Consider the following 2,534-nt stretch of genomic DNA (forward strand, 5'->3'; position numbering starts at 1 on the left):
TGTGTATAGGTCATAGTGCATTTTCCTTTGGCGAGAAAGATGCCTACTATAGCAACTGACCGCCTTTCTTAGAAATTGCACTTATTAGTCGAATCCAAGATCCTTTTCTTTTTCAGCCCAATTAATTTCTGTATCGATAATTAAAATATCGCTTTCCTGATTTTTGACGTAAGGGTATCCGTAACGGTTATTATCCGTATTTTTATTGTTCATAATTTTTTTATTTTTGTGCTTTTTGGTTATGCTGAAAATATATTTTCTATTACATTTCACCGCGAGATTCAGAAATGCGTTGAGCTATCCAGCCATCAACTTCTGATTCAAGAAAAGCAACTGAGCGAGTGCCAATTTTAATTTGTTTCGGGAATTTATCTTCTCCGATAAGTCTATAGATCCACGCTTTGCTATAACCTGTTCTGCGTTGAACTTCTGATAAACGAATAAGACTTTCTTTAGGTGTGGTAATTATTGACATGTGGTTTTCCCTGTTAACTTATCTATATTTGATGTTTCTAGACGTTATTAGAACGGGGATAATTAAATCGAAGTTTAGATGTGAGATCATCACATAAGAATAGTAATCCGTTTCATACAAAGAGTGTGTTACATCTTATTATTTTGATTATTAACTATTTTTAGTTATAAAAAACTAACGATGGAAAATATACCAGCCCGTAACGATACTACGGACTGGTATAAAATTAGCCAGTACACCTTAATAAGATATTATATTTACCTGATGTCTCAGATACGCAATATATAGTTCCAGATGAAATTATTTCCGACGTTTTTTAGCAAAGTCATACGGAGTTATATATTTTTTTCTATTTGCGTCCAGATAATCAGCCCACCATTGAACCATCAGCCGCCGTTCGTCCAGATGCTTAGATGTATGAATATACGCAGCGCGGACGTTTTTTCTTTCCACATGGCTTAACTGGCGTTCTATTGCGTCATCGTTCCATAATCCCGATTCGCCCATCGCACCACGCGCCATTGTTCTAAATCCGTGACCACAAACTTCTGTTTTGGTGTCATAGCCCATACCGCGTAAGGCATTATTTACGGTACTTTCGCTCATGACTTTTGCCGGATTATGGTCATGAGGAAACATCACCTCACATTCTCCACTCAAACCCTGTAAGGTTTTAAAGAGAGATACCGCTTGACGACTCAGCGGCACAATATGCTCAGTTTTCATTTTCATGCCACGTTCGGAGAATTTTACGCCTTCAATGGGTTTTCTTGTGGCGGGAATTTTCCAGACAGCATTTTTAAGATCAAGTTCTTCCCAACGGGCAAATCTCAACTCACTGGAACGGACAAACGTTAATAAAGTCAGTTCTACAGCAATTTGGGTAATTAAGCGCCCGCGATAGTGAGAAAGCCGGGTAAGGAATTCAGGTAAGCGTTCGTGAGGGAGAGCGGGGTGGTGTTTAGCTTTTACTGTGGAAAGTGCGCCAGACATATCAGTTGCAGGATTAGATTCAAGAATATCATTCTGGACAGCATACCGCATGATGGAAGTAACACGTTGCTGTAATCGCTGAGCGATGTCGTGTTTGCCATCGGCATCAACGGATTTGATAGGCGCTAAAAGTTGGCTTGTTCTTAAAGTAGAGATATCGAGCTTGCCAATGTGAGGAAAAATATAATGTTCAAGGCTGCGCAGAATACGGTTGCTGTGATCTTCACTCCATCGCTTATTGCTGGCGTGCCATTCACGGGCAACTTGTTCAAAGGGAGGTGCCCCTTTTGATTCTGCTTGTGCCCCTTTTTTCTCTGCTTTGGGGTCAGAGCCTTGGGCTATAAGTTTTTTGGCTTCATCCCGTTTAGCTCTTGCATCAGCTAAAGATACTATAGGATAAACACCAAAAGCCAATCGGTCTTCTTTCTTATCGGTAGGGCGGCGATACTTCATCCGCCAGTATTTAGAGCCGCGTGAGGTGATCTCCAAATAGAGTCCGCCACCATCAGCGAGTTTGTAGGTTTTTTCTTTGGGTTTTGCTGCTTCGATTTGCCGTGCGTTTAGTTTCATTTTTAGGGGCACATTTAAAAATAGAAGTGTAGGTGCCCCAGATTATGCCCCGTGGTGCATGTTGATTGCAATGGACTAAAGTAGACATAAAAAGAAAAGACCTGATTGATTTATCAGGTCTTTCTAGGAGTTAGTTTACTAGAGTAGACGTTAGTAAACTTATGTTTGGTGCCCAGGGCGGGACTTGAACCCGCACAGCCTTACAGCCGAGGGATTTTAAATTCTGTGTACTTATGTTTAAAATCAGTTGGTTACGTAAAATTTTCACTATATCCGTGATTTTTCGCACTAATGATTTCAATAGGTTATGGAGGAGAAAAGCCGAATATAGTGAAAAAATTGAGGGGTTAAACATAAGGGACTAGTGGTACATTCTGCATTTGATAACCTCATCAAACGAGCTTGAAAACCATTAAGTTTTATGGTTAATTAGCACACCGTTTCAATGACCATCAGATACCCCTAATTTTTTATGTGGAAAGCGCCAGCAGTCAAT

General features: G+C 40.1%; 2 protein-coding genes. Both read right to left on the minus strand.

All coding sequences use genetic code 11. From position 1 onward, the window contains the following. Positions 1-262: 262 nt before the first annotated feature. Positions 263-475 (minus strand): helix-turn-helix transcriptional regulator, encoded by a 213-nt coding sequence (locus tag Xinn_RS07655; RefSeq protein WP_038188287.1) that lies wholly within the window; start codon positions 473-475, stop codon positions 263-265. 300 nt (positions 476-775) lie between these two features. Next, positions 776-2,038: a tyrosine-type recombinase/integrase gene (locus Xinn_RS07660; protein WP_086956843.1), complete on the minus strand. Its 1,263-nt coding sequence runs from the start codon at positions 2,036-2,038 to the stop codon at positions 776-778. Positions 2,039-2,534 lie beyond the last annotated feature (496 nt).

Origin of the sequence: Xenorhabdus innexi (assembly GCF_002632485.1) — a bacterium.
Taxonomy (GTDB): Bacteria; Pseudomonadota; Gammaproteobacteria; order Enterobacterales; family Enterobacteriaceae; genus Xenorhabdus; species Xenorhabdus innexi.